Annotated in this window: 22 protein-coding genes and 7 tRNA genes; 27 read left to right on the top strand and 2 right to left on the bottom strand. The window is 56.0% G+C overall.

The features are described from left to right. Positions 1 to 29: 29 nt before the first annotated feature. The 9 genes from KHQ24_RS04180 to KHQ24_RS04140 all read left to right on the top strand — a co-directional run bounded on the left by KHQ24_RS04180 (position 30) and on the right by KHQ24_RS04140 (position 3715). Positions 30 to 782 carry an HAD-IIA family hydrolase gene (locus KHQ24_RS04180; protein WP_004885918.1) on the top strand — a complete coding sequence of 251 codons (753 nt, stop codon included), beginning with the start codon at positions 30 to 32 and terminating at the stop codon, positions 780 to 782. A 278-nt stretch (positions 783 to 1060) separates the two neighbouring features. Further along, positions 1061 to 2725: an asparagine synthase B gene (asnB, locus tag KHQ24_RS04175; protein ID WP_004885914.1), complete on the top strand. Its 1665-nt coding sequence runs from the start codon at positions 1061 to 1063 to the stop codon at positions 2723 to 2725. Between the two features lie 237 nt (positions 2726 to 2962). Continuing rightward, positions 2963 to 3039 (top strand) — tRNA-Met (locus KHQ24_RS04170). A 9-nt stretch (positions 3040 to 3048) separates the two neighbouring features. After that, positions 3049 to 3133: transfer RNA gene (locus tag KHQ24_RS04165), tRNA-Leu, on the top strand. Positions 3134 to 3156: 23 nt separating this feature from the next. Then, positions 3157 to 3231, top strand: a tRNA-Gln gene (locus KHQ24_RS04160). Between the two features lie 36 nt (positions 3232 to 3267). After that, positions 3268 to 3342 (top strand) — tRNA-Gln (locus tag KHQ24_RS04155). Between the two features lie 23 nt (positions 3343 to 3365). Next, positions 3366 to 3442, top strand: a tRNA-Met gene (locus KHQ24_RS04150). Positions 3443 to 3489: 47 nt separating this feature from the next. Next, positions 3490 to 3564 (top strand) — tRNA-Gln (locus KHQ24_RS04145). Between the two features lie 76 nt (positions 3565 to 3640). After that, positions 3641 to 3715 (top strand) — tRNA-Gln (locus KHQ24_RS04140). A 119-nt stretch (positions 3716 to 3834) separates the two neighbouring features. Here the strand turns inward: KHQ24_RS04140 and ubiF are convergent. After that, positions 3835 to 5010 (bottom strand): 3-demethoxyubiquinol 3-hydroxylase, encoded by a 1176-nt coding sequence (gene ubiF / locus KHQ24_RS04135; RefSeq protein WP_153245270.1) that lies wholly within the window; start codon positions 5008 to 5010, stop codon positions 3835 to 3837. 179 nt (positions 5011 to 5189) lie between these two features. On the opposite strand from ubiF, the gene miaB reads away from it, so the two are divergent. The 11 genes from miaB (at position 5190) to KHQ24_RS04080 (ending at position 18356) form a co-directional block, all read left to right on the top strand. Continuing rightward, a complete protein-coding gene (miaB, locus tag KHQ24_RS04130; protein WP_032455723.1) occupies positions 5190 to 6614 on the top strand; it encodes a tRNA (N6-isopentenyl adenosine(37)-C2)-methylthiotransferase MiaB in 1425 nt (474 codons plus the stop codon). A 153-nt stretch (positions 6615 to 6767) separates the two neighbouring features. After that, the gene (locus tag KHQ24_RS04125; RefSeq protein WP_004176871.1) at positions 6768 to 7814 is read left to right on the top strand and encodes a PhoH family protein; all 1047 of its coding nucleotides are present in this window, start codon (positions 6768 to 6770) and stop codon (positions 7812 to 7814) included. After that, positions 7811 to 8284: an rRNA maturation RNase YbeY gene (gene ybeY / locus KHQ24_RS04120; protein ID WP_002894722.1), complete on the top strand. Its 474-nt coding sequence runs from the start codon at positions 7811 to 7813 to the stop codon at positions 8282 to 8284. The genes KHQ24_RS04125 and ybeY overlap by 4 nt, the downstream gene beginning before the upstream one ends. Before the next feature lie 146 nt (positions 8285 to 8430). Then, on the top strand, positions 8431 to 9309 hold the full coding sequence (gene corC / locus KHQ24_RS04115; RefSeq protein WP_004197606.1) for a CNNM family magnesium/cobalt transport protein CorC: 879 nt from the start codon (positions 8431 to 8433) through the stop codon (positions 9307 to 9309). 127 nt (positions 9310 to 9436) lie between these two features. Further along, on the top strand, positions 9437 to 10975 hold the full coding sequence (gene lnt, locus KHQ24_RS04110; RefSeq protein WP_004885901.1) for an apolipoprotein N-acyltransferase: 1539 nt from the start codon (positions 9437 to 9439) through the stop codon (positions 10973 to 10975). A 354-nt stretch (positions 10976 to 11329) separates the two neighbouring features. Further along, complete coding sequence (locus tag KHQ24_RS04105; protein ID WP_023288842.1) at positions 11330 to 12241, top strand: amino acid ABC transporter substrate-binding protein; 912 nt, start codon at positions 11330 to 11332, stop codon at positions 12239 to 12241. A 163-nt stretch (positions 12242 to 12404) separates the two neighbouring features. After that, positions 12405 to 13145, top strand: a complete 741-nt coding sequence (locus tag KHQ24_RS04100) for an amino acid ABC transporter permease (RefSeq protein WP_002894709.1) — start codon at positions 12405 to 12407, stop codon at positions 13143 to 13145. Beyond that, positions 13145 to 13819, top strand: coding sequence for a glutamate/aspartate ABC transporter permease GltK (gltK, locus tag KHQ24_RS04095; protein ID WP_002894707.1), 675 nt, complete (start codon positions 13145 to 13147; stop codon positions 13817 to 13819). The genes KHQ24_RS04100 and gltK overlap by 1 nt, the downstream gene beginning before the upstream one ends. Beyond that, positions 13819 to 14544 carry an amino acid ABC transporter ATP-binding protein gene (locus KHQ24_RS04090; protein WP_004885898.1) on the top strand — a complete coding sequence of 242 codons (726 nt, stop codon included), beginning with the start codon at positions 13819 to 13821 and terminating at the stop codon, positions 14542 to 14544. Before gltK ends, KHQ24_RS04090 begins: the two co-directional genes overlap by 1 nt. 299 nt (positions 14545 to 14843) lie before the next feature. Continuing rightward, a complete protein-coding gene (locus tag KHQ24_RS04085) occupies positions 14844 to 16514 on the top strand; it encodes a ShlB/FhaC/HecB family hemolysin secretion/activation protein (protein WP_017901432.1) in 1671 nt (556 codons plus the stop codon). Between the two features lie 63 nt (positions 16515 to 16577). After that, complete coding sequence (locus KHQ24_RS04080; RefSeq protein ID WP_080841209.1) at positions 16578 to 18356, top strand: filamentous hemagglutinin N-terminal domain-containing protein; 1779 nt, start codon at positions 16578 to 16580, stop codon at positions 18354 to 18356. Positions 18357 to 18663: 307 nt separating this feature from the next. On the opposite strand, the gene KHQ24_RS04075 is transcribed toward KHQ24_RS04080, so the two are convergent. After that, positions 18664 to 19146: a zinc ribbon-containing protein gene (locus KHQ24_RS04075; protein ID WP_025999140.1), complete on the bottom strand. Its 483-nt coding sequence runs from the start codon at positions 19144 to 19146 to the stop codon at positions 18664 to 18666. A 226-nt stretch (positions 19147 to 19372) separates the two neighbouring features. Between KHQ24_RS04075 and leuS the strand changes: the two genes are divergently transcribed. The 7 genes from leuS (at position 19373) to rlmH (ending at position 25948) form a co-directional block, all read left to right on the top strand. Next, positions 19373 to 21955: a leucine--tRNA ligase gene (leuS, locus tag KHQ24_RS04070; RefSeq protein ID WP_004885891.1), complete on the top strand. Its 2583-nt coding sequence runs from the start codon at positions 19373 to 19375 to the stop codon at positions 21953 to 21955. Positions 21956 to 21969: 14 nt separating this feature from the next. Beyond that, positions 21970 to 22560 carry an LPS assembly lipoprotein LptE gene (gene lptE / locus KHQ24_RS04065; protein WP_004885890.1) on the top strand — a complete coding sequence of 197 codons (591 nt, stop codon included), beginning with the start codon at positions 21970 to 21972 and terminating at the stop codon, positions 22558 to 22560. Next, a complete protein-coding gene (gene holA / locus KHQ24_RS04060; RefSeq protein ID WP_004885888.1) occupies positions 22560 to 23591 on the top strand; it encodes a DNA polymerase III subunit delta in 1032 nt (343 codons plus the stop codon). The genes lptE and holA overlap by 1 nt, the downstream gene beginning before the upstream one ends. Then, on the top strand, positions 23584 to 24234 hold the full coding sequence (gene nadD, locus KHQ24_RS04055; protein ID WP_023319968.1) for a nicotinate-nucleotide adenylyltransferase: 651 nt from the start codon (positions 23584 to 23586) through the stop codon (positions 24232 to 24234). Before holA ends, nadD begins: the two co-directional genes overlap by 8 nt. A 72-nt stretch (positions 24235 to 24306) precedes the next feature. Beyond that, entirely contained in the window at positions 24307 to 24936 is a 630-nt protein-coding gene (locus KHQ24_RS04050) for an adenosylcobalamin/alpha-ribazole phosphatase (protein WP_004885883.1), read from the top strand. A gap of 223 nt (positions 24937 to 25159) precedes the next feature. After that, complete coding sequence (rsfS, locus tag KHQ24_RS04045) at positions 25160 to 25477, top strand: ribosome silencing factor (protein ID WP_002894623.1); 318 nt, start codon at positions 25160 to 25162, stop codon at positions 25475 to 25477. Positions 25478 to 25480: 3 nt separating this feature from the next. Then, positions 25481 to 25948, top strand: coding sequence for a 23S rRNA (pseudouridine(1915)-N(3))-methyltransferase RlmH (gene rlmH / locus KHQ24_RS04040; RefSeq protein ID WP_002894620.1), 468 nt, complete (start codon positions 25481 to 25483; stop codon positions 25946 to 25948). Positions 25949 to 25967 lie beyond the last annotated feature (19 nt).

The following is a 25967-nucleotide window of genomic DNA, read 5'->3' as shown; positions in this document are numbered from 1 at the left end:
TCGTCTTTGATAATGATTCTGGACCCACCATGACCATTCAAAACATAATTTGTGATATTGACGGTGTGCTGATGCACGATAACGTCGCCGTTCCCGGCGCTGCCGAGTTTATCAAGCGCATCCTCGAGAAAGGCATGCCGCTGGTGATGCTGACCAACTACCCGTCGCAAACCGGCCAGGATCTGGCGAACCGTTTCGCCACCGCCGGGATTGAGGTTCCGGATAGCGCCTTCTACACCTCGGCGATGGCGACGGCCGATTTTCTGCGCCGCCAGGAAGGTAAGAAAGCCTATGTGGTGGGTGAAGGGGCGCTGATCCACGAGCTGTACAAAGCCGGCTTTACCATTACCGACGTCAACCCGGATTTTGTCATCGTCGGGGAAACCCGCTCCTTTAACTGGGAGATGATGCATAAGGCGGCCTTCTTTGTCGCCAATGGCGCCCGCTTCATTGCCACTAACCCGGATACTCACGGTCGCGGCTTCTACCCGGCCTGCGGCGCCCTGTGCGCCGGGATCGAGAAGATCTCCGGCCGTAAGCCGTTTTACGTCGGTAAACCCAGCCCGTGGATCATCCGCTCAGCGCTGAACAAAATGCAGGCCCACTCCGAACAGACGGTGATTGTCGGCGACAATCTGCGCACCGACATTCTGGCTGGCTTCCAGGCGGGGCTGGAGACCATTCTGGTGCTCTCCGGAGTCTCAACCCTCGACGACATCGACAGCATGCCGTTCCGCCCGTCGTGGATCTACCCCTCCGTCGCGGAAATCGATATTTTCTAATGTCAGCCACGTCTCAGGACGTGGTTGTTCATTTTTGACGCCTGCCAAAAGCACCATATCTAATAAAAATGGCTTAAAATTGCGTATTCTTCAATGAAGCCGTTCAAAAGATACTCTTTTTTTACTATTCAACAATCGCAGTTGCGTTTTTTCTTTTTCCGGCCGTAAAACCCTTGCGCCTGCTCCCCCTTTACGGCATTTTCTTAAGCACGCACTCAGGCTTCGCCACGAGACGAAGCCAGCACAACATCAAACACGACAGGGTAATGGAGAAGGCTATGTGTTCTATTTTTGGCGTACTGGATATTAAAACTGACGCAGGTGAGCTGCGTAAAAAGGCGCTGGAGCTTTCCCGCCTGATGCGCCATCGCGGTCCGGACTGGTCTGGCGTGTATGCCAGCGACAAAGCGATTCTGGCGCACGAGCGCCTGTCGATTGTCGATGTCAACGCCGGCGCTCAGCCGCTGTACAACGCCGAAAAAACCCATGCGCTGGCCGTTAACGGCGAAATCTACAACCATCAGGCGCTGCGCGCGGAATATGGCGACCGCTATCAGTTCCAGACTGGCTCCGACTGCGAAGTGATCCTCGCGCTGTATCAGGAAAAAGGCCCGGCGTTCCTCGACGACCTGCAGGGGATGTTCGCCTTCGCCCTGTACGACAGCGAAAAAGACGCGTACTTAATTGGCCGCGACCATATCGGCATTATCCCGCTGTATATGGGCCATGACGAACACGGCAACTTCTATGTCGCCTCTGAAATGAAAGCCCTGGTGCCGGTGTGCCGCACCATTAAAGAGTTCCCGGCGGGTAGCTACCTGTGGAGCAAAGACGGTGAAATTCGCCAGTACTATCAGCGCGACTGGTTCGATTACGACGCGGTAAAAGACAACGTTACCGATAAGAACGAGCTGCGCCAGGCGCTGGAAGAGTCGGTGAAAAGCCACCTGATGTCCGACGTCCCCTACGGCGTGCTGCTCTCCGGCGGCCTTGATTCTTCGGTCATCTCCGCCATCACCAAGAAATTTGCCGCCCGTCGCGTTGAAGATCAGGAGCGTAGCGAAGCCTGGTGGCCGCAGCTGCACTCCTTCGCGGTCGGTCTGGAAGGCTCTCCTGACCTGAAAGCGGCGCAGGAAGTGGCTAACCACCTTGGCACCGTGCACCATGAAATTCACTTTACCGTCCAGGAAGGGCTGGATGCGATCCGCGACGTTATCTATCACATCGAAACCTACGATGTGACCACTATTCGCGCTTCGACGCCGATGTACCTGATGTCGCGGAAAATTAAAGCCATGGGCATCAAAATGGTGCTTTCCGGCGAAGGCTCGGACGAAGTGTTCGGCGGCTACCTCTACTTCCATAAGGCGCCGAACGCCAAAGAACTGCACGAAGAGACGGTACGTAAGCTGCAGGCGCTGCATATGTTTGACTGCGCCCGCGCCAACAAAGCGATGTCCGCCTGGGGCGTGGAAGCCCGCGTGCCGTTCCTTGACAAGAAGTTCCTCGACGTGGCGATGCGCATCAACCCGCAGGATAAGATGTGCGGCAACGGCAAAATGGAAAAACACGTGCTGCGCGAATGCTTTGAATCCTATCTGCCGGCCAGCGTTGCCTGGCGCCAGAAGGAGCAGTTCTCTGACGGCGTCGGCTACAGCTGGATCGATACGCTGAAAGAAGTGGCCGCGAAACAGATCAGCGATCAGCAGCTGGAAACCGCAAGCTTCCGCTTCCCGTACAACACGCCGACCTCCAAAGAAGGCTATCTGTACCGCGAGATCTTCGAAGAGCTGTTCCCGCTGCCAAGCGCGGCGGAGTGTGTTCCTGGCGGTCCGTCGGTGGCCTGCTCTTCTGCTAAAGCCATTGAGTGGGATGAAGCATTCAAAACCATGAACGATCCGTCAGGCCGCGCGGTAGGCGTCCACCAGTCGGCCTATAAATAAGCCCTGACAGGCGTTGAAACGCGAAACGGACCCTCCGGGGTCCGTTTTCTTTTTGCGGGAATTATGCCTCTGAAAAACGATAAATAACCAATAATTGCCGATTATTGCAGCGAGCTGTTCGCAACCTAACCAAACAGTCACATTACAACGATTTTCCTTGAAAAAGAGGTTGACGCTCGCAGGCCCAATACGCATAATGCGCCCCGCAACGCCGATAAGGTTACGCGAAAAAAAGATGGCTACGTAGCTCAGCTGGTTAGAGCACATCACTCATAATGATGGGGTCACAGGTTCGAATCCCGTCGTAGCCACCATCTTTTTTTGCGGGAGTGGCGAAATTGGTAGACGCACCAGATTTAGGTTCTGGCGCCGCAAGGTGTGCGAGTTCAAGTCTCGCCTCCCGCACCATTCACCAGTCAGCGTTGTACGGATGGGGTATCGCCAAGCGGTAAGGCACCGGTTTTTGATACCGGCATTCCCTGGTTCGAATCCAGGTACCCCAGCCATATTTCTTCGATATTTGCGGGTCACCGCGACGGTATTGGGGTATCGCCAAGCGGTAAGGCACCGGTTTTTGATACCGGCATTCCCTGGTTCGAATCCAGGTACCCCAGCCATCGAAGAAACAGTAAGACAATTTGGCTACGTAGCTCAGCTGGTTAGAGCACATCACTCATAATGATGGGGTCACAGGTTCGAATCCCGTCGTAGCCACCATATTCGGGACGTATCGATACACATCGATAAATCCGCAAACAATTTGTTGGGGTATCGCCAAGCGGTAAGGCACCGGATTCTGATTCCGGCATTCCGAGGTTCGAATCCTCGTACCCCAGCCAAATTAAAAAGTCGTTCAGCAATGAACGCACTGTTGCTCTTAAACCGGGATAGTGTCGGTCAGGCGCAACAGACAATTGGGGTATCGCCAAGCGGTAAGGCACCGGATTCTGATTCCGGCATTCCGAGGTTCGAATCCTCGTACCCCAGCCACTTAAATGCAAAAAAGCCCACCTCGGTGGGCTTTTTTGCTATTGGCGTATAGCCATCCTGGCGCGTCACTGACTGCCGGGCATGCGCTTTCCACTACGCCCCTGCCCGGGAAGCCGGAGTTACAAGCCTAACGCATACTTCAGCGCCTGACGCTTCAGCACCCCGGCGCGTTCGGCCGCCATCAGGCCAATATTACGCAGCATCCGCACCGGCGCCAGGTCATTGCTGAATCCGGCGTAAAACAGATCCATCCCCGACTGCATAATAAAATTATCCGCCCGCCGCCGCGCCTGGTAGCGCTTGAGCACCGGCAGGCTGGCCCACTCTTCGCCTCGGCCGCGCGCTTGCGCCAGGATCTCCAGCAGGGCGTCGACATCGCGATAGCCAAGGTTAACCCCCTGCCCCGCCAGCGGATGAATGGTGTGCGCCGCATCGCCCACCAGCGCCAGACCGGGCTGAACATACTGCAGCGCATGACGCCGGGTGAGCGGGAAGGCGCCGGCCGCCCGCGGCGTCACCCGTCCGAGACGCGCCGGGAAATGGCGGGCGATCTCCTGCTGAAGCTGGGGCATGGACATGCCCTGTAGCTGACGGATCCGCGCCGGGGCGTCATACCACACCAGCGAGGCCCAGTTGTCGAACAGCGGCAGGAAGGCGCGCGGTCCGCTGGGGGTAAACTGCTGCCAGGTGCTGTCGCCGGGATCGTCGGCGCATTCGACGCTGATCAGCATACAGGACTGCTGATATTGCCAGGCATGCACGCCGATGCCGGCCATCTCCCGCACCTGAGAGCTGGCGCCGTCGGCGCCGATAACCAGCCGGGCGTGGATCGTCTCCCCCTCGCGTAAACGCAGCACCGTCTGCGCCTCGCCGCGCTGCATCGCCTCCAGTTCGCCGCCAACGCGGAGGGTAACCCCTTCGTGCGCCGCCAGCGCTTGCCACAGGCCCCACTGCAGGACCTTGTTCTCAACCATATAGCCCAGCTCTGGCAGCTTGAGCTCTGCGGCGTCAAAGGCGACGTGCGCGCTCTCCCACTCCCAGGTCTCCAGACGACGGTAAGCGTGGACGCGCATCGCCCGCACGGCATCCCAGACGGCAAGGCTTTTCAGCAGGCCGACCGAGGCCGCGCTGATCGCCGAGATCCGCACATCCGGGGCGGATGCCGGATCGAAAGCCGGGGGCGCCGTTTTCTCAAGCACCGTCACGGTAAATCCCTGTTGCGCCAGCCCTAACGCCAGGGCGCCGCCGACCATGCCGCCGCCCACGATGGCGACATCTGTTGCGTGAATTGTCATGGCTATTATCCTTAAAGCAGAATCCGTTAAGTTTACCGGATTTTTCGCCCTCTTGCGGTGATAACGCTCGCACTGGTCAGGGGGCGACCAAAGCATTACAATACGCGCCCTGGAATGCGAAATTCACCCTGTATATATCCCCGCGTTTTGGATATCTATTACTGAGCATGAGCAAGTCAATGACAAAAAAACTCCATATTAAAACCTGGGGCTGTCAGATGAACGAGTATGATTCATCAAAGATGGCCGATCTGCTGGATGCGACACATGGGTATCAACTGACCGAAGTGGCGGAAGAAGCAGATGTGCTGTTGCTCAATACCTGCTCAATTCGTGAGAAGGCCCAGGAAAAAGTTTTCCATCAGCTTGGACGCTGGAAGCTGCTGAAAGAGAAGAACCCGGACCTGATTATTGGCGTTGGCGGCTGCGTGGCCTCCCAGGAAGGCGACCATATTCGTCAGCGCGCGCACTATGTCGATATTATTTTCGGGCCGCAAACCCTGCACCGCCTGCCGGAGATGATTAACTCTGTGCGCGGCAACCGCAGCCCGGTGGTTGATATCAGCTTCCCGGAAATTGAAAAATTCGATCGCCTGCCAGAACCGCGCGCCGAAGGCCCGACCGCCTTCGTCTCGATTATGGAAGGCTGCAACAAATACTGCACCTACTGCGTGGTGCCCTACACCCGCGGTGAAGAAGTCAGCCGCCCGTGCGACGATATCCTGTTTGAAATCGCCCAACTGGCGGCGCAGGGCGTGCGTGAAGTCAACCTGCTGGGCCAGAACGTGAACGCCTGGCGCGGTGAGAACTACGACGGCACCACCGGCAGCTTTGCCGATCTGCTGCGCCTGGTGGCCGCTATCGACGGCATCGACCGCATTCGCTTCACCACCAGCCACCCGATCGAATTTACCGACGATATCATCGAGGTCTATCGCGATACGCCGGAGCTGGTGAGCTTCCTGCACTTGCCGGTGCAGAGCGGCTCCGACCGCGTGCTTAACCTGATGGGACGGACCCATACCGCGCTGGAGTATAAAGCGATTATTCGTAAGCTGCGTGAAGCGCGTCCGGATATTCAGATAAGCTCAGACTTTATCGTCGGCTTCCCCGGCGAAACCACGGAAGATTTCGAAAAGACGATGAAGCTTATCGCCGACGTCAATTTCGATATGAGCTACAGCTTTATCTTCTCCGCCCGTCCGGGCACCCCGGCGGCCGATATGGTCGACGACGTGCCGGATGCCGACAAGAAACAGCGTCTGTATATTCTGCAGGAGCGCATCAACCAGCAGGCGATGGCCTGGAGCCGTCGCATGCTCGGCACGGTACAGCGCATCCTGGTGGAAGGCACGTCGCGCAAGAACATCATGGAGCTCTCCGGGCGTACGGAGAACAACCGGGTGGTCAATTTCGAAGGCACCCCGGACCTCGTCGGCAAGTTTGTCGATGTCGAAATCGTCGATGTTTACACCAACTCGCTGCGCGGCAAAATCGTGCGCACCGAAGCGGAGATGGGTCTGCGTATCGCTGAATCCCCCGAATCAGTGATTGCCCGCACCCGTAAAGAGAACGATCTTGGCGTGGGTATCTATCAGCCGTGATCCCTTCAGGCCTGTCGGTTCCGGCAGGCCTTGTAATTCCTCTCTCCGTCCCTATATCTACAGCAATGCTTGCGCCATTTTCCTGTGACGTAAATAATTTCCTGATTAGCCGGCCACGCGCCGCGTCCGGCCACCTGCGTAAAGAGGAACAGTTTGAACATAGACACTCGTGAAATTACCCTGGAGCCAGCGGATAACGCACGCCTGTTAGCCCTGTGCGGCCCGTTTGACGACAACATCAAACAGCTGGAGCGTCGGTTAGGCATTGAGATCAACCGCCGTGACAATCACTTTAAGCTGACCGGACGCGCCCTTTGCGTACACGCCGCCGCCGATATTCTGCGCAGCCTGTATGTCGACACGGCGCCGATGCGCGGTCAGATTCAGGATATTGAACCAGAGCAGATCCATCTGGCGATCAAAGAGGCGCGCGTGCTTGAGCAAAGCGCCGAGAGCGTGCCGGAGTACGGAAAAGCCGTCAATATCAAGACCAAGCGCGGGGTGATCAAACCGCGTACGCCGAACCAGGCGCAGTACATCGCCAATATCCTCGATCACGACATCACCTTCGGCGTGGGTCCGGCGGGTACCGGGAAAACCTATCTGGCGGTGGCGGCGGCGGTTGATGCGCTGGAGCGTCAGGAGATCCGCCGCATTCTGCTGACCCGTCCGGCCGTCGAAGCGGGTGAAAAGCTCGGCTTCCTGCCCGGCGATCTGAGCCAGAAGGTCGACCCGTATCTGCGCCCGCTGTACGACGCGCTGTTCGAGATGCTCGGCTTTGAGAAGGTGGAAAAGCTGATTGAGCGTAACGTCATCGAAGTGGCCCCGCTGGCCTATATGCGCGGACGGACGCTGAATGACGCCTTTATCATTCTTGATGAAAGCCAGAACACCACCATCGAGCAGATGAAAATGTTCCTGACCCGCATCGGCTTTAACTCCAAGGCGGTGATCACCGGCGATATCACGCAGATTGACCTGCCGCGCAGCACCAAATCCGGTCTGCGCCACGCCATCGAAGTGCTGGCGGAAGTCGATGAGATCAGCTTTAACTTCTTCCATAGCGAAGACGTGGTCCGCCATCCGGTGGTCGCCCGCATCGTGAACGCCTATGAGGCATGGGAAGCCGCAGACCAGAAACGTAAAGCAGAACTGGCCGCCGAGCGCAAACGCGAAGCCCAGGAACAGGAGCAAAAATGAGTCAGGTGATCCTCGATTTACAGCTGGCCTGCGAAGAGACCAGCGGCCTGCCGGACGAAGCCCTTTTTCAACGCTGGGTCGACGCCGTCATTCCGCCGTTTCAGGAGGAGTCAGAGTTAACGATTCGTCTGGTCGACGTTGCAGAAAGCCATGAGCTGAACCTGACCTATCGCGGCAAGGATAAGCCGACCAACGTCCTCTCTTTCCCGTTTGAAGCGCCGCCGGGGATTGAAATGCCGCTGCTCGGCGATCTGATCATTTGCCGTCAGGTGGTGGAGCAGGAAGCCAGCGAGCAAGGTAAACCGCTGGAGGCGCACTGGGCGCATATGGTGGTGCACGGCAGCCTGCATCTGCTGGGCTACGATCACATCGAAGATGACGAAGCGGAAGAGATGGAAGGCCTCGAAACAGAGATAATGCTTGCTCTGGGCTATGAGGACCCGTACATTTCCGAGAAGATTGCTGAATAGCCCCCTGCCGGATCGTGGCGCTTGCGCCTCATCCGGCCGCTGTTCATGCATTTTACCCGCCTGAACGTCAGGCAACCCATGCCGTCCGGCGCTGAGTTTACGCGCGACGAGCGACATTAAATCAACATGAGAACCCAAACGACGCCATGAGCGACGACAATTCACACAGTAGTGACACAGTAAACAGCAAAAAGGGATTTTTCTCCCTGTTACTCAGCCAGCTCTTTCACGGGGAACCGAAAAACCGCGATGAACTGCTGGCGCTGATCCGTGATTCCGGGCAGAACGATCTTATCGATGAAGATACGCGTGACATGCTCGAAGGGGTAATGGATATCGCCGACCAGCGGGTCCGCGACATTATGATCCCCCGTTCACAAATGATTACCCTGAAACGCAATCAGACGCTGGACGAGTGCCTCGATGTCATCATCGAATCCGCCCACTCGCGCTTCCCGGTCATCAGTGAGGATAAAGATCACATCGAAGGGATTCTGATGGCCAAGGATCTGCTGCCGTTTATGCGCAGCGACGCCGAAGCCTTCAGCATGGAAAAAGTGTTACGGCCGGCGGTTGTCGTTCCGGAAAGCAAGCGGGTCGACCGCATGCTGAAAGAGTTTCGCTCACAGCGCTACCATATGGCGATCGTTATTGACGAATTCGGCGGCGTCTCCGGTCTGGTGACCATCGAGGATATCCTTGAGCTCATCGTCGGGGAAATTGAAGACGAGTACGACGAAGAAGAAGATATCGATTTCCGCCAGCTGAGCCGCCATACCTGGACGGTACGCGCCCTGGCCTCCATTGAAGACTTCAACGACGCCTTCGATACGCACTTCAGCGATGAAGAAGTGGATACCATTGGCGGGCTGGTAATGCAGGCCTTTGGCCACCTGCCAGCTCGCGGCGAATCTATCGACATTGATGGTTACCAATTCAAGGTAGCAATGGCAGATAGTCGTCGTATCATTCAGGTGCATGTTAAGCTGCCGGATGATGCTCCCCAGCCGAAGCTGGAAGAGTAAGCGGCGGCGCTGAAGGTCACGGCCAGCCGGGAGACAGACCGTGGCGATACTCGGTTGTCCCCTCCCCCGGCTGGCAAACAGCATAGCCTGTGGCAACAGGCGTTAATTTACGGGACGATTAGCCTAAATGGTATTTGCCTCTCTTCTTGAACGCCAGCGCGTACGTCTGCTGCTGGCGCTGCTATTCGGAGCCAGCGGAACGCTGGCTTTTTCACCTTACGACTTCTGGCCAGCAGCGATTATTTCACTGGTCGGTCTGCAGGCGTTAACCCTTAACCGCCGCCCGCTGCAAAGCGCCGGCATCGGCTATTTCTGGGGACTTGGCCTGTTCGGCACGGGAATCAACTGGGTTTATGTCAGTATTGCGCAGTTTGGCGGTATGCCGGGTCCGGTTAACGTCTTCCTCGTCGTTTTGCTGGCGGCCTATCTGTCGCTCTACACCGGCCTGTTTGCCGGCCTGCTCGCCCGGCTGTGGCCCAAAACCAGCTGGCTACGGGTGGCGATCGCCGCCCCCGTCGTCTGGCAGATCACCGAGTTCCTGCGCGGTTGGGTGCTGACCGGCTTTCCGTGGCTGCAGTTCGGCTATAGCCAGATCGACGGCCCGCTGAAAGGCCTGGCGCCGGTGATGGGGGTTGAGGCGATCAACTTCCTGCTGATGATGGTTAGCGGCCTGCTGGCTCTGGCCCTCGTGCAGCGCAACGGGAAGGCGCTGGTGATTGCCGCGGTGCTGTTCGCCCTGCCGTTCCCGCTGCGCTATATCCAGTGGTATCAGCTGCTGCCGGAGCGCGCGACGCAGGTCTCGCTGGTGCAAGGCGATATCCCGCAGGCCATGAAGTGGGACGAGAAACAGCTGGTTAATACCCTGAAAACCTACCTGGCGCTGACCCAGCCGCATATCGGCCACTCGCAGCTGATTATCTGGCCTGAATCGGCGATCCCGGATCTGGAGATCAACCAGCAGCAGTTCCTCAGCATGATGGACGATCTGCTGCGCGCAAAAGACAGCTCGCTGATCACCGGCATCGTCGACGCGCGTCTTAATAAGCAGAATCGCTACGACACCTACAACACCATCATTACCCTCGGCAAAGATAACCCGTACCGCTACGACTCGACCAACCGCTACAACAAGAACCATCTGGTGCCGTTCGGCGAGTTTGTACCGCTGGAGTCGATTCTGCGTCCGCTGGCGCCATTCTTCGACCTGCCGATGTCCTCCTTCAGCCGCGGTCCCTACGTGCAGCCGCAGCTGATGGCGCATAACCTGAAGCTGACCGCGGCCATCTGCTACGAGATCATCCTCGGGGAACAGGTGCGGGATAACTTCCGTCCGGATACCGACTTCCTGCTGACCATCTCTAACGACGCCTGGTTCGGCAAGTCCATCGGCCCGTGGCAACACTTCCAGATGGCGCGGATGCGCGCCCTGGAGCTGGCCCGCCCCCTGCTGCGCAGTACCAACAACGGCATTACCGCCGTGATCGGCCCGCGCGGCGAGATCCAGAAGATGATCCCGCAGTTTACCCGTGAGGTGTTGACCACCACCGTGACGCCCACCAGCGGCATGACCCCTTACGCTCGCACTGGCAACTGGCCGCTGTGGGCGCTGACGGCGCTGCTCGGCTTCGGTGCGCTGCTGATGAGCCTGCGTCAGCGTCGCCGATAAGTTCTCTACCGGCGACGCCCGTCGCCGGCTTTTTTCTTCCCGTCATTTGCCACCCTGGCACAGTCATTGCTTTATTTAATCGGGTAGCGCCGTCCTCCGGCCCAGTGCAACCGGGTTGCACCATAAACGATCGGTGGTCGCGCTATTTTGGTGCAATGGAAGATATTTGCCTCCCATTGGTGCGGAGCGCTTCGCAAAAATAAACAATAAAGCAGCAAAATATTTACATTAAGCCAAACTAAATGCTAACAAACACATACAAATGCGGCACGTGGATGCGTGCCCCTAATAACAACACACACAATCACAATGGGTATCAATAGCGTCGGTGACGCTGCGGATAAGGAGTTGGATATGCAATTACGTAAACTGGCCACGGCAATGCTGGTAATGGGAATGACCGCTGGTCTGGCGCAGGCGGAAGATGCTGCCCCGGCGGCTGGCCAGAGCACTCTGGATAAGATCGCGAAAAATGGCGTTATCGTTGTCGGCCATCGCGAATCTTCCGTCCCTTTCTCTTACTACGATAACCAACAGAAGGTTGTGGGTTACTCTCAGGACTACTCCAACGCCATCGTCGATGCCATCAAGAAAAAACTGAACAAACCCGATCTGCAGGTCAAACTGATCCCGGTCACCTCGCAGAATCGTATTCCGCTGCTGCAGAATGGCACCTTTGATTTCGAGTGCGGCTCTACCACCAACAACCTTGAGCGCCAGAAACAGGCGGCCTTCTCCGATACTATCTTCGTCGTCGGCACTCGTCTGCTGGTGAAGAAAGGCGGCCCGATTAAAGATTTCCCTGACCTGAAGGATAAAGCGGTCGTCGTCACCTCCGGAACCACCTCAGAGATCCTGCTGCACAAGCTGAACGATGAGAAAAAAATGAATATGCGCATTATCAGCGCCAAAGATCATGGCGACTCTTTCCGCACCCTGGAGAGCGGACGCGCGGTGGCCTTTATGATGGATGATGCCCTGCTGGCTGGCGAACGCGCCAAGGCGAAGAAACCGGATAACTGGGAAATCGTCGGCACCGCGCAGTCGAAAGAAGCCTATGGCTGCATGCTGCGTAAGGACGATCCGGCCTTCAAGGCGCTGGTCGATGAAACCGTTGCCCAGGCCCAGACCTCTGGCGAAGCAGCGAAGTGGTTCGACAAATGGTTCAAAAACCCGATTCCGCCAAAAAATCTTAACCTGAACTTCGAGCTGTCGGACGACATGAAAGCGCTGTTCAAATCACCTAATGACAAAGCACTGAACTAATTATAACAACCAGGGGCGGGATATCCTGCCCTCCCGATGATTGTCACAGCACGGACAGACTATACGGCGGCTGGTCGTTCCCCAGCCGCCGCGAATACCGAAACAAGCTGGACAACCGTCTTCGAGGGTAGCAATGGCTACCCTTTTTTTCCAGGAGTCATGTATGTCAATAGACTGGAACTGGGGGATATTCCTGCAACAGGCCCCCTTCGGCAACACTACCTACCTGGGCTGGCTGTGGAGCGGTTTTCAGATCACCGTCGCCCTCTCCATCTCGGCCTGGATCATCGCTTTTCTCGTCGGCTCGCTGTTCGGCATTTTACGCACGGTCCCCAATCGCTTCCTCTCGGGCATTGGCACCTGCTATGTCGAACTGTTTCGCAACGTGCCGCTGATCGTGCAGTTCTTTACCTGGTACCTGGTGGTGCCGGAATTCCTGCCGGAAAATATCGGCATGTGGTTTAAATCGGAGCTGGACCCAAACATTCAGTTCTTTGTCTCCTCCATGCTGTGCCTGGGGCTGTTTACCGCCGCTCGCGTCTGCGAGCAGGTACGCGCCGCTATCCAGTCGCTGCCGCGCGGGCAAAAGAACGCCGGTCTGGCGATGGGGTTGACCCTGCCGCAAACCTACCGCTACGTGCTGCTGCCGAACGCCTATCGCGTTATCGTGCCGCCGATGACCTCGGAGATGATGAACCTGGTGAAAAACTCGGCCATCGCCTCCACCATCGGTCTGGCCGATATGGCCGCGCAGGCGGGCAAACTGCTGGACTACTCAGCTCATGCCTGGGAGTCTTTTACCGCCATCACCCTGGCCTATGTTTTCATCAACGCGGTGATTATGCTGATTATGTATGTGGTCGAGCGTAAGGTTCGCCTGCCTGGCAATATGGGAGGCAAATAATGTACGATTTTGACTGGAGTTCGATCGTTCCCTCCATGCCCTACCTGCTGGCAGGGCTGGTGATCACCCTGAAGATTACGGTGATCGCCATCGTGGTCGGCATCGTCTGGGGCACCCTGCTGGCGGTCATGCGCCTGTCCAGCTTTCTGCCGCTGGCCTGGTTTGCTAAATCCTACGTTAACGTGTTCCGTTCTATCCCGCTGGTGATGGTTCTGCTGTGGTTCTACCTGATTGTCCCGGGCTTCCTGCAGAACGTGCTGGGACTGTCGCCGAAAACGGATATTCGCCTGATCTCGGCGATGGTGGCCTTTTCGATGTTCGAGGCCGCCTACTATTCAGAGATTATCCGCGCCGGTATCCAGAGCATCTCCCGCGGCCAGTCAAGCGCCGCGCTGGCGCTGGGAATGACCCACTGGCAGTCGATGCGGCTGGTGATCCTGCCGCAGGCCTTCCGCGCCATGGTGCCGCTGCTGTTAACCCAGGGGATCGTCCTGTTCCAGGATACCTCGCTGGTGTATGTATTGAGCCTCGCCGACTTCTTCCGTACCGCCTCCACGATTGGCGAGCGTGACGGGACCCAGGTCGAAATGATCCTGTTCGCGGGCGGCGTCTATTTTGTGATTAGCCTCAGCGCCTCGCTGTTGGTCAGCTGGTTGAAGAAAAGGACTGTGTAATGATTACCCTGAAAAATGTTTCAAAATGGTATGGTCACTTTCAGGTGCTGACCGATTGCTCCACGGAAGTGAAAAAAGGCGAAGTCGTGGTGGTCTGCGGGCCGTCAGGCTCCGGTAAATCCACACTGATTAAAACCGTGAACGGCCTTGAGCCGGTGCAGCAGGGGCAGATTATCGTCGATGGCACCGTGGTTAACGATAAAAAGACCAATCTTGCCAAACTGCGCTCGCATGTCGGAATGGTGTTTCAGCATTTTGAACTATTCCCACACCTGTCGATTATCGACAACCTGACGCTGGCGCAGGTTAAGGTGCTCAATCGTGACAAAGCGTCATCGCGCAAGAAGGGGCTCAAACTGCTGGAGCGCGTGGGCCTGGCGGCGCATGCGGAAAAATACCCGGCGCAGCTCTCCGGCGGCCAGCAGCAGCGCGTGGCCATTGCCCGAGCCCTGTGTATGGACCCGATCGCTATGCTGTTTGATGAGCCCACCTCAGCGCTCGACCCGGAGATGATCAACGAGGTACTGGACGTCATGGTGGAACTGGCCAACGAAGGGATGACGATGATGGTGGTTACCCATGAAATGGGCTTCGCCCGTAAGGTGGCCAACCGGGTGATCTTTATGGATGAAGGAAAGATAGTCGAAGATGCCGATAAAGAGGCCTTCTTCGCCAATCCACAATCCGATCGCGCTAAAGATTTCCTCGCCAAAATTCTGCACTAACTTCTGCGGCGCGCACGATATCACCGTGCGCGCCTGTCAGCCCCTCCCCTTTTCAATTGCTTCATCTCAAAGCGACAGCTTCACAACATGAAGTAAAAATTTCACAAAGAATTCAGGGGCCGTAGAATAGATTAACCGCCACGTCATCGTTAGCATACGGCATCTTGTAATAATCCCCGTGAGTTTAAATTTCTTGAAATAATATTTCAATTGACTTGCTATACGCCGCGCAGGCTATTTCATGCCGTGCACAACCATTAATTATAATCTTACTCAATGAAACAAACGGATATTGCTTCATGCGGACTAACACTAACGGACTGGCCATTATTTTGTGTTTAAATTTGCTCACCTGCTTTACCGCGCGGGCGGGTATTGACTCCGCCACGGTAAACCAGGTAGAACAGGATAAAGCCCGTGAAAGCGCATTAATGCCCCATCAGCAGCAATACCAATCTTCTCGCACCTATGCGAAAACGCAAACCTTGATATTTCCCGAGGAAGCGACCTGTCGGTACATCACGAAAGTTGATATTGCCTCCGAGGACAACGCAAAAACCACCGCCCTCCTCGGGAAGATCGCTGCCCAGGCGCCCGGCCATTGCCTCGGAATAGAAGGGATTCGCCTGCTGACGAACGCCCTACAAAATGAACTGATAACACAAGGGTATATTACTTCCCTGATCGATATCCCTTCTCAGTCACTAGAAGGGGGCATTCTCAAAATAACGCTGACTTATGGCAAAACGGGGCATATTGATTTTGCGCCAAATAGTGCCGTGACGAACCTGTGGACCTCCATGCCCACCCATACCGGTAAAATCCTGCGCCTCAGCGATCTTGAACAAGGGATGGCTAACCTGCAGCGCCTGCCTGGCGCCAGCGCCCATATGAAGCTGCGGCCCGGGGAACACATTGGCGAAAGTGATATTGAAATCGCCCGGGTAATGGATAAACAGTGGCAGGTTGGCGCCTGGCTTGATGACGCAGGCAGCCGCGCCAGCGGTCGCTATCAGGGTGGAGGCGCGCTATACCTTTACGATTTATCTTCATTGAACGATATTCTTTCCATCTCGGCAGGCGGCGACGTTGAATTCAACCAGCACAACGACGGCAACCATAACGGCAACCTTTACTACTCCGTGCCTTTTGGTTACTGGTCATTGAGCCTGTACGGCTCCTACAGCCAGTACCGCCAGCTGTTTAAAGGAAGATGGTCAAGCATCGACTATAAAAGTAAAAACCGTTATTACAGCGCGACCCTTAGCCGCCTGCTTTCGCATACCCGACAACAAAAAACGACCGCCGATCTGCGCATAGCGAAGAGCAGTTCGCACTATTTCTTTGGCGGCGATGAGTTGTATGTGATGCGTAAACAAAATCCTGTCTGGGAATTTACCGTGCGCCATCAGCACTATTTCAACAGGAAAATTATCGACGCAAGCCTGGGCGTTCAGCGCAGCCTGCCGTGGCTGAGCTCCGTCCCCACCCCCGAGGAAAAAGGCGGTTTATATAGCCATCAATCGCGCATTGTTCACGCCGATATACAGGCCTTGATGCAGTTTGCCGCAACCGGCGATAAGTTTAGCTGGATGCCGCGTTTCCATGCCCAGTTCAGCCCGGATAGATTATCTTCGGACAACCAGTTTAATATCGGCAATCGCTGGACGGTTCGCGGCTTTGACGGTGAAAATACGCTTTCGGCCAATCAAGGCTGGTACTGGCGCAATGATTTTAGCTGGAATATTCCCACCCCCGACCAGCAGGTATATCTTGGCCTTGACTTCGGCAGGATCATTGGTACCGAGCGCGCCAGGCAGGGAAAAAGCCTTTCAGGCGCAGTCGGCGGCGTCCGCGGAGAAATAGCGTCTACGCAATATGATTTTTTTATCGGCACGCCCATCAGTAAACCTGATGACTTTCATAGCGATGCCATGAACCTGGGCTTTTCATTACAGTGGAGGTATTAGTTTTCATCGGCGCATTACTGCAATTTACTGATTCATTTTTTACTATTTAAAGGAATAAATTACATGTTTAAATTCAAGGTTTCATATGTTGCGCTGGCTGCAGCGCTAAGTTCATCCGTTGTTTATGCCGATCCGTCAAGCTATACGCATAGATCAGGGGCAAATGTTATTGATATCGAAGCTCCTAATGCCGCTGGCGTCTCGCATAACTTATATCGCGAATTCAACGTCGGCCCTAACGGCACTATTTTAAACAACAGCGCCAGCGACGTGAACCACAGCACTCACGGTAATATCGCTAAGAATAATAATCTGACCAACGGCAGCGCTTCCGTTATTTTAAATGAAGTCACCTCCAATAAAATGAGTAATCTGCAGGGCTTTATCGAAGTTAACGGACAAAAAGCCGATGTCGTTATCGCCAACCCTAACGGCATCACCTGCTCCGGGTGCAGTTTTATTAATACTAACAAAGCAGTGCTGACGACAGGCCAGGTCAATCTGAGCGATACCGGCGCGATTGATAGCTATACGGTCACGCAGGGTAAAATCACCATTGACGATAAAGGTATGAACGCGTCTAACAGCTATGCAGCCTTGCTGGCCGACGCCATCGCGATTAACGGCACAATGACGGCAGCCAACGCTATGGTGGGCGCGGGCAACTTAACGTTTGATAACAAAACCGGAAAGATGACCAGCCTTGGAAAAGCAGCCACAGCCAAACAAATATTATATCCGGAATACAGCATTGATATTAGCCAACTAGGCGGAATCAAGGCCAACAGTATCACCATGACTGGTAATAATCTGGGTTTCGGCGTCCGGAATAAAGGCACGATGGCTGCAAACACCCTTCTCACCATGACCAGCAACGGTTCACTGATTAATGAAGGCGCTATCACTGGGAAAGGCATCGCGACGCAAATCGTCTCAGCAGGTGAGATGAAAAATAAGGGCAGCATTAACAGCAGCGCCCTCGCCACTCAGGTCACCACTCTGAACACATTGACCAATGAAGGCACGATTACCAGTGACAAAACGCTTAACGTGAGCGCCGCCGGCAACCTCGTCAATACCGGCAGAATTAATGGCACCAAGGCATTAACCTTAACCACCCTCGGCGATATCAATACCACCTATGGTTCAACGATTAACGCCGATGGCCAGTTAAATATTTCTGCCCACAATATCAACAACGGCGGTACAATGTGGGGCGAAATCACCAACGTCAAGTTTAGCGGGGATAATCTCACCGTCACCGGTAACCTTTGGGGCTACACTAATCTGGCTATCGTGTCGGCAAAGGATAGCAACGTCAGTTCAGGCAACATCCATAATACAGGGCGAATTTCTGGTATCGATATATCGCTTATCACTAATGGCGATATCATCCAGGACGGTAACCTTGTTAGCGGAAACTCTATGACGGTTAAAAGCGTCCAGTTCAAAAATAACAACTACGTTTACGGAAAATCCGTACAGATTGAGAGTAATAACGTTCACAATAAGGCAACTATTGATAGTGTCGATGCGAATATCATCGCTTATTATGGTATGAAAAATGAAGGCCAAATCATCGCAGCCAAAGATCTCACCTTGGATACGAAAAATTTTGCCGATATCACCAACTACGGCACTCTTCAGGCAGGAGAGAATCTGACGATTATCGCTAATAAAGTCTATAATGGCGGCTATCGCTGTGGTTTCCTGAAGCTTTCAACTTGTAATGTTGGTTCTATCTCCACTAACAAACTGGTGCTGAACTCCGCGCACAACTATGTTTCCGAGATGGGCGGTCATCAGCAGTTTAAACAAGCTGAAATCACGACCAAGCGGTAAGAGCAGGCGATGCGCTGATGTCAGCGCATCGCCGGTAGTCATTTTATTATGGCGCACCATGCTGGCACACGCTTTCCATTCGCGCGGAAAGATCTATCACGAGATAGTAATCATCAAGCCGCATTCATGCTGAGGACGAGTGCTCTGCTCGCTCATAATGATTATATGAAGCGCGAAGTGATCAGGGTAAAAGAGACAGCTGAGATATTTTACAATCACAGGGAAGACGTTTATCTATCTCGTTAATGCAATGATAGGTCGTTTTTAATCAGGCCCGATGCTATTAATACGCACCGGGCCGGATGCATCAGGGTTCAAATGGCCGGCGCTGGAACTGATCGTGGCCGCATTTCGGACAGCGCGGTAGCACATCCGGGGTATACACCGCCAGGTGATAGTGACACTTCTCACACACCAGGTTGCCTAAACCGACCACTTCGCCGCTGTGGTATACGCCGTGGTGATTCAGATCCTGAAAAACCTCCCGCCACTCAAGCTGGGTTTTGTCAGTGATATCGGCCAGCTCCTGCCACAGGCTCTCTTTGATCACCCGCATAAACACGCTGTCGCTCTCGTCTTCATGACTCTCTTCGTAGCTGCGGGCAAACTCCTCAAGATCGCGCTTGACCGCGGCTATCACCGACTCAATCTCGCTCTGCGTCAGATCGCCGGCGCGGACAATTTTATCGCGTGCCTGCGTCACCAGCGCGTCAATATCGCGTTCTCCATGGCGGAGCCGTTCGCTGAGCGAGGAGACCAGTTCACGGTAATATTGAGCAACCTTGTTCATCATTTCGCCTCCGGTGTGGTTAACGTCTTCTGATAATAGACCTTATTCCTCTCCCGCTGTGTCTGACAAGCCACAGACTCGCGAAATAATCTGCCCAGCTTTTGCCGATGTTGATGTGCGAAAAGCTGTTTTGACGTTGGCGTTTGGGCTATGCTATGCCGATCTGAAATAACACATCCATTGGCTACATTTTGTAGCTGTATTGAAAACAGGACCACTGGCTGCCATGCAAGAGCAATACCGCCCGGAAGAGATAGAATCGAAAGTCCAGCTTCACTGGGACGAAAATCGTACATTTGAAGTAACTGAAGACGAGAGCAAAGAGAAGTATTACTGCCTGTCGATGCTTCCTTATCCTTCTGGTCGACTACACATGGGTCACGTGCGTAACTACACCATCGGCGACGTGATTGCCCGCTATCAGCGCATGCTGGGTAAAAACGTCCTGCAGCCAATTGGCTGGGATGCGTTCGGTCTGCCGGCGGAAGGGGCGGCGGTAAAAAACAACACCGCGCCAGCGCCGTGGACCTACGACAACATCGCCTACATGAAAAACCAGCTCAAAATGCTGGGCTTCGGCTATGACTGGAGCCGCGAGCTGGCAACCTGCACCCCGGAATACTACCGCTGGGAGCAGAAGTTCTTCACTGAGCTGTATAAAAAAGGCCTGGTGTACAAAAAAACCTCCGCAGTGAACTGGTGCCCGAACGACCAGACCGTGCTGGCCAACGAGCAGGTTATCGACGGCTGCTGCTGGCGCTGCGACACCAAAGTCGAGCGTAAAGAGATCCCGCAGTGGTTTATTAAAATCACCGCCTACGCCGATGAGCTGCTGAACGATCTGGATAAGCTGGACCACTGGCCGGACACCGTGAAGACCATGCAGCGCAACTGGATCGGCCGTTCTGAAGGGGTGGAAATCTCCTTTGACGTCAATAACTACGCCGACAAGCTGACCGTCTATACCACCCGCCCGGACACCTTTATGGGCTGTACCTACCTGGCGGTCGCTGCGGGTCACCCGCTGGCGCAGCAGGCTGCGGCGAACAATCCGGCGCTGGCCACCTTCATCGACGAATGCCGCAACACCAAAGTGGCGGAAGCCGACATGGCGACGATGGAGAAAAAAGGCGTCGATACCGGCTTTAAAGCTATCCACCCGCTGACCGGTGAAGAAATTCCGGTATGGGCGGCTAACTTTGTGCTGATGGAGTACGGCACCGGCGCGGTGATGGCCGTTCCGGGCCACGACCAGCGCGACTACGAGTTCGCCAGCAAATACGGGCTGAACATCAAGCCGGTGATCCTCGCCACCGACGGCTCCGAGCCGGATCTTTCCCAGCAGGCGCTGACCGAGAAAGGCGTCCTGTTTAACTCCGGCGAATTCAGCGGCCTCGATTATGAAGCGGGCTTCAACGCTATTGCTGACAAACTGGCTGCCATGGGCGTAGGTGAGCGTAAAATTAACTACCGCCTGCGTGACTGGGGCGTATCCCGTCAGCGCTACTGGGGCGCGCCGATCCCGATGGTTACCCTGGAAGACGGCACCGTGCTGCCGACCCCGGAAGATCAGCTGCCGGTGATCCTGCCGGAAGACGTAGTCATGGACGGTATCACCAGCCCGATCAAAGCCGATCCTGAATGGGCCAAAACCACGGTTAACGGCCAGCCGGCGCTGCGCGAAACCGACACCTTTGACACCTTTATGGAATCCTCCTGGTACTATGCGCGCTACACCTGCCCGCAGTATCAGGAAGGGATGCTGGATTCGCAAGCGGCCAACTACTGGCTGCCGGTCGATATCTACATCGGCGGCATCGAACACGCGATCATGCACCTGCTCTACTTCCGCTTCTTCCACAAGCTGATGCGCGACGCGGGGATGGTCAACTCCGATGAGCCGGCGAAACAGCTGCTGTGCCAGGGCATGGTGCTGGCTGACGCCTTCTACTACGTAGGCGAAAACGGCGAACGTAACTGGGTCTCCCCGGTTGACGCCATCGTCGAACGTGACGAAAAAGGCCGCATCGTGAAAGCGAAAGACGCGGCGGGTCACGAGCTGGTGTACACCGGCATGAGCAAGATGTCCAAGTCGAAAAACAACGGCATCGATCCGCAGGTCATGGTTGAGCGCTACGGCGCGGATACTGTCCGTCTGTTCATGATGTTCGCATCCCCGGCGGATATGACCCTCGAGTGGCAGGAATCTGGCGTCGAAGGGGCGAACCGTTTCCTGAAACGCGTCTGGAAGCTGGTCTACGAACACACCACCAAAGGGGACGTTGCGGCCCTGAACGTGGCGGCGCTGAGTGAAGATCAGAAAGCGCTGCGTCGCGATATCCACAAAACTATCGCCAAAGTGACCGATGACATCGGCCGTCGTCAGACCTTCAACACCGCCATCGCGGCGATCATGGAGCTGATGAACAAGCTGGCGAAAGCGCCGCAAGAAGATGAGCAGGATCGCGCCCTGATGCAGGAAGCCCTGCTGGCGGTAGTGCGTATGCTCAACCCGTTCACCCCGCACGTCAGCTTCACCCTGTGGCGTGAGCTGAACGGCGAAGGTGATATCGACAACGCGCCGTGGCCGGTGGCGGATGAAAGCGCGATGGTGGAAGACAGCACCCTCGTCGTCGTCCAGGTCAACGGCAAAGTTCGTGGTAAAATTACCGTTGCGGTAGACGCAACTGAAGAGCAGGTCCGCGAGCGCGCCGGCCAGGAGCATCTGGTGGCGAAGTATCTCGACGGCAAAACCGTGCGTAAAGTGATTTACGTCCCGGGTAAACTGCTCAATCTGGTCGTTGGCTAAGCGCGGGAGGAAGCGTGCGATATCTGGTAACAATGTTGTTATCTCTGGCGGTGCTTGCCACCGCCGGCTGTGGCTGGCATCTGCGTAGCACTACCAAGGTGCCCACCACCATGAAAACCATGATTTTCCAGTCGAGCGATCCGAATGGCCCATTAAGCCGCGCGGTGCGCAATCAGCTGCGTCTTAACGGCGTGGAACTGATCGACGCCAGCACGCTGCGTAAAGATGTCCCTTCTCTGCGCCTCGATGGTTCGTCGATTCAGAAAGATACGGCCTCGGTGTTCCAGGACGGTCGTACGGCGGAATATCAGATGGTCATGACCGTCCATGCCAGCGTTCTGATCCCGGGTCACGATATCTATCCGATAACCACTAAGGTCTATCGTTCGTTCTTTGATAACCCGCAGGCGGCGTTAGCCAAAGACGCCGAGCAGGATATGATTATCCAGGAAATGTACGATAAAGCGGCGGAACAGCTGATTCGTAAACTACCAAGCGTTCAGGTAGCGGATGTTGAAGCCACCCAGCAGGAAGAAAAACCGGTCGCGGGCAGCACCGCGCCGGCGTCCTCGGGTAACCGCGTCTCCACCACGCTGGGTCAATGATGATTCGGTTGTACCCGGAACAGCTCCGCGCGCAGCTCACTGAAGGGCTGCGCGCGGCCTATCTGCTGCTTGGCAACGATCCTTTGCTATTGCAGGAAAGCCAGGACGCTATTCGCGAAGCCGCTGCCGCACAAGGCTTTACCGAACACCATACCTTTTCTATCGACAACAGCACCGACTGGCAGGCGCTTTTCGCCTTAAGCCAGGCGATGAGCCTGTTTGCCAGCCGGCAAACCCTGTTGCTAATCCTGCCAGAGAATGGCCCCAACGCGGCGATCAACGAACAGCTGGCGACGCTGGTCGGTCTGCTGCACGACGACCTGCTGCTGATAGTTCGCGGTAGTAAGTTGACCAAAGCCCAGGAGAATGCCGCGTGGCTCACCGCGCTGGCGCAGCGCGCCGTCCAGGTCAGCTGCCAGACGCCGGAATACGCGCAGCTGCCGCGCTGGCTAGCCGCCCGGGCCAAACAGCATCAGCTGCAGCTCGACGACGCGGCCAGCCAGCTGCTGTGCTACTGTTACGAAGGCAATCTGCTGGCGCTGGCGCAGGCGCTGGAGCGTCTGGCGCTACTCTGGCCGGACGGTAAGCTGACGCTGCCCCGCGTTGAGCAGGCGGTGAACGATGCCGCGCACTTTACCCCTTACCATTGGGTCGATGCCCTACTGGCAGGCAAAAGTAAGCGCGTGCTGCACGTCCTGCAGCAGCTCCGTCTTGAAGGCTGCGAGCCGGCGATCCTGCTGCGTACGCTACAGCGGGAGCTGCTGCTGCTGGTGACCCTCAAGCGCCAGTCGGCACAGACGCCGCTGCGTTCGCTGTTTGATAAACATCGGGTCTGGCAAAACCGCCGTCAGCTGCTCAGCGACGCCCTCGCCCGACTGAGCGGCGAACAGCTTCGCCAGGCGGTGACTCTTCTGACCCGCGCGGAACTGACCTTTAAACAGGATTACGGGTACGACGTCTGGCCCGAACTGGAAAGTCTTTCGTTGTTGCTCTGCCACAAAGCCCTGGCGGACGTTTTTATTGATGGTTGATATGACTCACTTACAGGCAATCTATGGCGGCACCTTCGATCCGGTGCATTATGGTCACCTCAAGCCGGTCGAGATCCTGGCGAATCAGATTGGCCTGAGCAAGGTCATCATCATGCCTAATAACGTCCCGCCGCACCGTCCACAACCGGAAGCCACCAGCGCCCAGCGCGTGCACATGCTGAAGCTGGCGATTGCCGATAAGCCGCTGTTCACGCTCGATGAACGCGAACTGCAGCGCGATACCCCCTCCTGGACGGCGCAAACGCTGCAGGAGTGGCGCCAGGAGCAGGGGCCGCACAAGCCGCTGGCGTTTATCATTGGCCAGGATTCGCTGCTCACCTTTCCCACCTGGCACCGCTATGAAACCATCCTCGACAATGTCCACCTGATTGTCTGCCGCCGGCCGGGTTACCCACTGACCATGGCCCATGAGGCCGATCAGCGCTGGCTGGATCGCCATTTAACCCACGATGTGGAATCTCTGCATCGCCGCCCTTCCGGCGTGATCTACCTGGCTGAGACACCGTGGTTCGATATTTCGGCGACGATCATTCGCCAGCGCCTCGAGCGCGGCGAGTCCTGCGCCGAGATGCTGCCGGCCGCGGTGCTGGACTACATCCGCGAGCAGGGTCTCTATTGCTGACCCCGCGCTGGGCCTGACGCGAAAAAAGCGCTATGGTAACGCCACCTCTCCATCGCCCGTCAGAGCCTGTTCATGAAATTATGGTTAGTTCGCCATGGCGAAACCGAAGCCAACGTTGCCGGATTATACAGCGGCCATGCCCCAACGCCCCTGACGCCGCGAGGCGTCGCTCAGGCGCGAGCGCTCGGCGAACGGCTGCGCGCGGTGCCTTTCGATAAAGTCTTCTGTAGCGAGCTGGCGCGGACCGGGACAACGGCCGATCTGCTGCTTGGCGATCGCGCTATCCCGCGCGAATGCCATGCCGCGCTCAATGAGATGTTTTTCGGCGACTGGGAGATGCGTCATCATCGCGACCTTCAACGAGAAGATGCGCAAAACTATGCCGCGTGGTGTGCTGACTGGCAGCACGCGGCCCCTACTAACGGCGAAAGCTTTCAGCGTTTTGCCCGCCGCGTCAGCGAGTTTATCCCCACGCTGACCGACTGCCGCCATCTTGACCATCTGCTGATCGTCGGCCATCAGGGCGTTCTGAGCCTGCTGACCGCCCTGCTGTTGCAGATGCCCGCCGCGGCGATGTGGCACTTTCCGATAGCCCATGGCGCCTGGAGCCTGCTCGAAATCCGCCACGATTTCACCACCCTGCGGGTATTAAATAGCCAGGCCGTCTGGCAGTCGGAAGAAGAATTCCCGCCGAACCATTGACAGGCCAGAGCAGGCTGCTATTCTCCGCTGCCAGGCAGCATCCGCCAAAGCCGCTTTGCAGAAAATTGTTTTACAAAAATGGCGATGCAATCCTCGGCGAGGGATGGGATGATACCCCGCCGCGAACGCCTGCCGACAGACATTTCACCCGACTTTTTCATCAGTTCAGGTATACTGTCAGGCTCTTTATGATTATCAATCTTCACGCACCCAGGGGGAACACTTGCAGGGTAAAGCACTCCAGGATTTTGTTATCGACAAAATTGATGACCTGAAAGGTCAGGACATCGTTGCCATTGATGTACATGGCAAATCCAGCATCACCGATTGCATGATTATCTGCACCGGCACCTCCACGCGTCATGTGATGTCCATCGCCGACCACGTGGTTCAGGAATCCCGCGCCGCCGGCATGCTGCCGCTGGGCGTTGAAGGGGAAGCCGCCGCCGACTGGATCGTCGTCGACCTCGGCGACGTGATGGTTCACGTCATGCAGGAAGAGAGCCGTCGTTTGTACGAGCTGGAAAAACTCTGGAGTTAATGCGTGAAGTTGCAGCTGGTGGCCGTTGGCACCAAAATGCCGGACTGGGTACAGACCGGCTTTAGCGAGTATCTGCGCCGTTTTCCCAAAGATATGCCGTTCGAACTGGTGGAGATCCCAGCCGGTAAGCGCGGCAAGAACGCTGATATCAAGCGCATCCTCGAAAAAGAGGGCGAGATGATGTTAGCCGCTGCCGGTAAAAACCGCATCGTGACCCTGGATATTCCGGGTAAACCATGGGATACGCCGCAGCTGGCGCGCGAACTGGAACGCTGGAAACAGGACGGGCGCGACGTCAGTTTGCTGGTCGGCGGCCCGGAAGGCCTCTCTCCAGCCTGTAAAGCAGCGGCGGAACAGAGTTGGTCGCTCTCCACCCTCACCTTACCTCACCCGCTGGTGCGCGTACTGGTGGCCGAGAGCCTGTATCGGGCGTGGAGCATTACCACCAACCATCCGTACCACCGTGAGTAATGATGATCAGGGTAGACTG

It is taken from the genome of Klebsiella sp. 54 (genome assembly GCF_018223875.1).
GTDB lineage: Bacteria > Pseudomonadota > Gammaproteobacteria > Enterobacterales > Enterobacteriaceae > Klebsiella > Klebsiella quasipneumoniae.
Note: the sequence above shows the minus strand (reverse complement) of the source record. Positions and strands in the feature narration are given on the sequence as shown.